Source organism: Allobosea sp. (assembly GCF_048595345.1).
Classification (GTDB): Bacteria; Pseudomonadota; Alphaproteobacteria; order Rhizobiales; family Beijerinckiaceae; genus Allobosea.
In genome coordinates this window covers 1-5,060 of record NZ_JBMDWH010000246.1, presented here as the reverse complement: position 1 = coordinate 5,060, position 5,060 = coordinate 1, and the positions used below count along the sequence as shown (strand labels likewise).

Here is a 5,060-nt window from a genome sequence, read left to right as displayed (position 1 = left end):
GCCGAACTCTCCTTTGTCGATTGCAAGGTCCCGGCCGAGAACCTGCTCGGGCAGGAGGGCCGCGGCTTCTACGCCATCATGAGCAATTTCCAAAACGAGCGCACCGTGATCGGCGCGATGGCGATGGGCGAGGCGCAGGCCGCGATCGACCTGACCTTGGACTATGTGAAGACGCGAAAAGCCTTCGGCGCGCCGCTCTGGGAGAAACAGGCGATCCGTCAGCGCCTGGCCGAGCTTGCCGGCAAGGTCGAGGCCGGCCGCCAGCTGGTCTATCACGCCGCCTGGCTCGACGCTCAGGGTTTCGATGCCACCCGCGAGGTCTCGATGGTGAAGGCCTATTGCGGCGAGCTGGTCAACGAGGTGATGTATGACTGCCTGCAGTTCCATGGCGGCATGGGCTATATGCGCGAAAGCACGATCGAACGCATGACCCGCGACGCACGTGTCCAGTCCATCGGCGGCGGTGCAACCGAGGTGATGCTGGAAGAGGTGGCGAAGCGCCTGTGACCACCATTTGTCATGCCGGGGCGCGCCGAAGGGGCGAACCCGGAACCCACGACCGGGTGAGCGGGGCCGGCTCGGCTGCCCTCCGTCGATCTCGCGACCGAGCGCTCTCGCACCCGGTCGTGGGTTCCGGGTTCTTCGCTGGCGCGAAGCCCGGGAACGACGAAGGGGGCTTCCGGTGACCGCGATCGCCGAACCGGATCAGCGGGTCGAACCCATCTCCCGCCGCCGCATCCTCGACCATGCCGCGCGGCTGCTGCGCGAGGGCGGCTACCATCAGACGACATTGCGCGAGATCGCCGAGGCGGTCGGCATCCGCAAGGCGAGCCTCTATTACCATTTCGCCTCAAAGGAAGAGATCGTCGAGGCGGTGGTGAATGACGGCGTGCGCTTCGTCCATGAGGGCGTCAGGGCGGCGCTGGCGGAAACGCAGGCCGCCTCGCCGCGCGAGCGGCTGGAAGCGGCGATCCATGGCCATCTCGCCGCCCTGCACGGCCATGGCGACTACACCTCGGCGAGCATCAAGGTCTTCAATTTCGGTGCCGCGCCCGCGCCCGAAAGCGTGCGGGCCGTGCGCCGTGCCTATGAGGACGTCTGGCGCGAACTGATCGCGGAGCTGCAGGGCGAGGGCGCCTTGCCGCCGGAGCGTGCGCCGGACGTGCTGCGCAATTTCCTGCTCGGCGCCCTCAACCACTCGACCGACTGGTATCGGCCGGAGCGGCACGACATCGCGGTGCTGGCGAAGGAGTTCGCCGCGCTGATTTCGCCCGTTCGGAGCTGAGGACCAGCGCTCACGAATCCTCGTCCGGACAAAGCCCTCATCCTGAGGAGCCGCGCAGCGGCGTCTCGAAGGATGCCCAAGAGGCTCCTGTGACCGCTGGAGCATCCTTCGAGACGCGCCTTCGGCGCTCCTTGGGATGAGGGCTTGTGTGTCGTGATGGCCTGGCCGCACCGTCGTGGTTGCAGGGGCCCATGGCGCTCCGAGACTGGCAGGCTCCGGGCAGCTTGCTAGGATGCGGCTCCGGTTGCCGCTTCGCGACCGCGCCTTGAGAGGATCCTTCGCCGATGCGCGCCTTCTACCATCCCGATCAGGCCCTGCACGATCCCAAGCAATATCTGCGCTTCGGCGCCGTCGTCGCGCCCAAGGACCTGCCGGAGCGGACCGAGCGGCTGCTGGCGGCCCTGGCGAAGCATGGCATCGCCCCGGAGCGCCCCGCCGCGCATGGAACGGAGCCGGTTCTCGCCATCCATGACGCCGGTTTCGTGCGCTTCCTCGAAACAGCCTGGACCAACTGGCAGGACCTGCCCGCCGAGCGCGGCCCCGAGGTCTGGCCCAGCACCTTCCCCTATTGGAGCGGCCGGCCCGAGGAGGATGTCCGCCCGCCCTGCCGCCCCACCGGCTTCATCGGTCAGCTCGGCTGGTATCTCGGCGACATGTCGGTTCCGGTCGGCGAGCATTGCTGGCGCTCGACCTTGCTCTCGGCCGAGACGGCGGTGACGGCGGCCGATGCCGTGATCGCCGGCGAGCGCGCCGTCTATTCGCTCTGCCGCCCTTCGGGCCATCATGCCCGCGCCGATCGCGCCAGCGGCTTCTGCTACCTCAATAATACCGCCATCGCCGCCCAGCGCCTGCGCTCGAGCTTCGGCAAGATCGCGATCCTCGATGTCGATGCCCATCACGGCGATGGCACGCAGCAGATCTTCTACCGCCGCGACGACGTGCTGACGATCTCGGTCCATGCCGACCCGGCGAACTACTACCCCTTCTACACCGGCTACGAGGACGAGCGCGGCAACGGACCGGGCGAAGGCTTCAACCTCAACCTGCCGCTGGCGCATGGGGCCGGCGGAGCTGAAATGCAGGCGGCGGTCGACCGCGCCGGCCGTGCGATCCGCGATTTCGGGGCGGAGGTTCTGGTCGTCGCGCTCGGCTATGACGCGCATAAGGACGATCCGATCGGCGTGCTGAAGCTGGAGGCCGCCGATTTCGGCACGATCGGCCGGCAGGTGAAGGCGCTCGGCCTGCCGACGCTGGTGGTGCAGGAAGGCGGCTATGCGATCGAGGCGATCGGCGATTGCCTCGATGCGTTTCTCGGCGGCTTCGCCTGACCCGGGCCGCTCAATCCGCGAGGTAGTCGTGCAGCACCCTGCCGAAGGGCAGGGTGAAATCGACCACCTGATGACGCGCCCGCACGATCTTCCGAACCGGGAAGTCGGCGACGCGACAATTGACGTGCGGGATCAGGTGCAGCCTGGCCTCGCCCTCCCAGGCGCCATGGACGGTAATGTCGGTGAGGTTGTAGCCGACCAGCTGCGCCACCTTCGGCTTGCCGTCGACATCCGGCAGCAGCTTGAGATTGACGTTGAGCCCGCCGATCCCGTCGCGGACCTTCTCGAGCTGGTCCTCGAGGCTGCGATGCTTGTAGGTCATCGTCCCCATCGCGACGCGCTCGCCATCGTAATGCAGCGTGCCGGTGAGCGTATCCTTGGCCACCTTCAGCCGCGGAATGCCGTATTTCTTCGGGAAGCCCCAGATCTCGCGCCCGCCGGTGATCGGCGGCTCGTCGTCGAGATACATCTGCACCGAGAAATTGCAGGGCTCGCCCTTGTAGGTGGCGAGAATGCCGGTGCCGCTCTCCTCGTAATCGCCGAAGCCGGAGGAATCCGGCATCTTCATCCACTCGTAGAAGACGAGATTGCCCGGCGCCGGCTCCAGCGGCTCGGGCAGGGCGGCGCGGATGATATCCGGATCGGTCTCGTAGGTGATGATCAGGTATTCGCGGCGGATGAAGCGGTTCGGCGGATGCGGATAGCTCGGGCTGAACACCGGCATGGACGGGGCTTTGAGGATCTCGTCACGGGTCATGCGGTGCTCCTGATGCTGATGCCGTCGCTATGCCGGGGCTTCGCGACAGCATGATGGCTGGCGGCCCGGGCACCATGCAAACGCGCGGCCGGCTTCCTCAGATCACCGCCTCGATCAGGAACGGCCCTTTTCGCTTCAGCGCCGCCTTGAACAGATCGGCGAATTCCTCCGCCGTGGTGGCCCGCGCCGCTTCCACCCCCATGCCGCGTGCCATCTGCACCCAGTCGAGCGCCGGCTCGTCGAGGTTCAGCATGAGCGTGGCGTTGCGGCCGAAATCATTGACGCCGACGGCGCGCATTTCGCCATGCAGGATCTGGTAGGTGCGGTTGGCGAAGATCACGGTGACGATGTCGAGCTTCTCGCGCGCCTGCGTCCACAGCCCCTGCACCGTGTACATGCCGGACCCGTCCGCCTGCATCGCGACCACCTTCCGGTCGGGGCAGGCGACGGCCGCGCCGATGGCGAGCGGAATGCCTTCGCCGATCGCCCCGCCGGTGAGCTGGATATAGTCGTGCTGCGGCGCGCTATGGCAGTCGAAATAGAACATCCGGCCGGACGAGACCGATTCGTCCGCGACGATGCAGTTCTCAGGCAGCAGGGTCGAGACGATCGCGCAGGCCTTGTCGGCGTCGAGCTTTCCGGTCGGAAGCGCGGGGATCTCCGTGCGCGGCGGGGCGATGAAGGCCGGCGCGCTCTTGCGCGCTCCGATCTCGTCGGCGAGCGCGTCGATCGCGCCGGGCAGGTCGTCGCCGGGCCTTGCGAGCGCGGTGACCTCGCAGCCCTCATGCACCAGCCGGCCGGGCTTGCCCGGATAGGCGAAGAAGCCGACCGGCACCTGCGCCCCGACCAGCACGAGGTAATCGACGTCCTTCAGCTGCGCCAGCGCCATATCGACCGGGTAATAGACCTTCGGAATCGCCACGCGGCCGACGCCGCGCTGGATGCGCCCGTTCGACATCTGCGCGAAGATCTGCGCGCCGGTCGCGGCGCAGATGCGGGCCGCCATCTCCATCGGCTGCTCGCGCAGGGCCAGCCCCGTCAGCATGATCGCCGCGCGCTTGCCGTGCTTGCGCAAGCCGGCCGCGACCTCGCGCAGCGTCGCGCCGTCGATGCTCTTGAGCGCCGGCAACGTCGCCGGCTTGAGCTCGGCGGGCTCGAGGCTGTTCCAGGCGCAATCGGCTGGCAGGATCACCGTGGTGACGCCCGGCAGCGTCAGAGAGGCGACATAGGCTTCCTCGATCGCCGGGCCGACATCCTGCGCCGACTCGATGCGGCGGACGAAATGGGACATCGGCCGGGCCAGGCTCTCGATGTCGCTGGTCAGCGGCGCGTCGTGCTGGAGGTGATAGGTCGCATGGTCGCCGACGACGTTGATCATCGGCGTCCAGGCGCGGCGGGCATTGTGCATATTGGCGAGCGCGTTCGCCATGCCGGGGCCGCAATGCAGCAGGGTCGCCGCCGGCTTGTCGGCCATGCGGGCATAGCCGTCGGCGGCGCCCGTCACCACGCCTTCGAACAGGCCGAGCACGCAGCGCATTTGCGGCTTGCGGTCGAGCGCCGCGACGAAATGCATCTCGGACGTGCCGGGATTGGCGAAGCAGACATCGACGCCGTTGACCAGCAGCGTGTCGCAAAGGCGGTCGGCACCGTTCATTCCAGCAACCTCGGGTGAAGAGAAGGGAAGAGGCGC

General features: G+C 67.5%; 5 protein-coding genes. 3 read left to right on the top strand and 2 right to left on the bottom strand.

Going from position 1 to position 5,060, the window contains the following annotated elements; all coding sequences use genetic code 11:
* The 3 genes from ACOJTB_RS21820 to ACOJTB_RS21810 all read left to right on the top strand — a co-directional run.
* Window positions 1-507 (top strand): acyl-CoA dehydrogenase family protein (locus ACOJTB_RS21820; RefSeq protein ID WP_420104629.1); only part of this gene is annotated, 507 nt, incomplete at its 5' end.
* Window positions 508-682: 175 nt separating this feature from the next.
* The gene (locus tag ACOJTB_RS21815) at window positions 683-1,285 is read left to right on the top strand and encodes a TetR/AcrR family transcriptional regulator (protein ID WP_420104628.1); all 603 of its coding nucleotides are present in this window, start codon (window positions 683-685) and stop codon (window positions 1,283-1,285) included.
* Between the two features lie 284 nt (window positions 1,286-1,569).
* Complete coding sequence (locus ACOJTB_RS21810) at window positions 1,570-2,613, top strand: histone deacetylase family protein (protein ID WP_420104627.1); 1,044 nt, start codon at window positions 1,570-1,572, stop codon at window positions 2,611-2,613.
* A 10-nt stretch (window positions 2,614-2,623) separates the two neighbouring features.
* Here ACOJTB_RS21810 and ACOJTB_RS21805 read toward each other — a convergent pair whose 3' ends face one another.
* Both ACOJTB_RS21805 and ACOJTB_RS21800 read right to left on the bottom strand, forming a co-directional pair.
* Window positions 2,624-3,370 (bottom strand): acetoacetate decarboxylase, encoded by a 747-nt coding sequence (locus ACOJTB_RS21805; RefSeq protein ID WP_420104626.1) that lies wholly within the window; start codon window positions 3,368-3,370, stop codon window positions 2,624-2,626.
* A 97-nt stretch (window positions 3,371-3,467) separates the two neighbouring features.
* Window positions 3,468-5,024 (bottom strand): acetolactate synthase large subunit, encoded by a 1,557-nt coding sequence (locus tag ACOJTB_RS21800; protein WP_420104625.1) that lies wholly within the window; start codon window positions 5,022-5,024, stop codon window positions 3,468-3,470.
* Window positions 5,025-5,060: the final 36 nt, after the last annotated feature.